General features: G+C 61.9%; 2 protein-coding genes. Both read left to right on the forward strand.

Annotated elements, in window-relative coordinates; all coding sequences use genetic code 11:
- Positions 1–21: 21 nt before the first annotated feature.
- Positions 22–438, forward strand: a complete 417-nt coding sequence (locus BEK68_RS13295) for a F0F1 ATP synthase subunit epsilon (protein WP_004628639.1) — start codon at positions 22–24, stop codon at positions 436–438.
- Positions 439–488: 50 nt separating this feature from the next.
- The coding region (locus tag BEK68_RS13300; RefSeq protein WP_249262923.1) for a hypothetical protein at positions 489–1,085 on the forward strand (597 nt) is incomplete at its 3' end.

Here is a 1,085-nt window from a genome sequence, read left to right on the forward strand (position 1 = left end):
TTTCTGAGCAAAGGAATCGAGATGGCAACCATTCATGTAGACGTCGTCAGCGCTGAGCACGAGATCTTCTCCGGCAATGCCAAGTTCGTGGCGCTGCCTGGTGAAGCCGGCGAGCTGGGCATTCTGCCCGGCCACACGCCGCTGATCACGCGCATCAAGCCGGGCGCCGTGCGCATCGAGAAGGAAGACGGCGGCGAAGAGTTCGTGTTCGTTGCCGGTGGCATTCTCGAAGTGCAGCCGAAGAGGGTGACCGTGCTGGCCGATACCGCAATCCGCGGTCACGACCTGGACGAAGCCAAGGCGAACGAAGCCAAGCGTGCGGCTGAAGAGGCGCTGCAGAATCAAGGCAGCGACCTGGATCTGGCCCGTGCGCAGAGTGAACTGGCCGTGGCCGCTGCGCAGCTTGCAGCGATCGCGCGCCTGCGTCGCAAACGCTAGGGCAAGTGTGTACCGGCCGGTGTCATCGGGAGTCGCGTGGGACAGACACCGTGCCCGACCTCAGCAAGCATTTGCGAGGGGAGCGTGCGGTTTCGGAGCAGATGCTCAATATGGCATCTCAGATTCCGGTTCAGGCGACGGCGCGGCGGGTGTTTGAGATCGGCCCGGAAGAGGACGGCAACAACGTTCCGCTCTGGTCCATTTTCGAGGATCGGTTCGCAGAATTCGAAGACATCATCGAGTCAGGGCTGCGGCAATCGCGCCAAGGGGCAGACACTGGACTGAAGCGCGCTGATCGCGTCGCGCTGCTATTTCTCCCTGCCGATCAATGGCATCAGCTTCAGACAAATTCCGACGTGGCGGCTGGCCTAAACCTCGCTCAGCAGGCGCATGGCGCGGGCTATTTCAAGGCTGACGTTCGAAGGCTCGCAGCCATGCTTGCCTGCTGGCGTCTATGCCTGCAAGGGCCTGAGGAGTGGGGACCCACGGAGACGCTGCTCGATTGGTTGATTACCGGGCCGTATGCCCAAGTACTGGCGAACCTGGGCATCAGTGTGGAAATGCGCGATCTGCTGCGCGCAATTGCGGAAGATCACCACCTCGGGCGAGGTAACGTCGCCGCTGCGGCACGAGCACTGACCCGTTTT

The sequence above is a fragment of the Ralstonia pickettii genome (assembly GCF_001699815.1).
Lineage (GTDB): Bacteria > Pseudomonadota > Gammaproteobacteria > Burkholderiales > Burkholderiaceae > Ralstonia > Ralstonia thomasii.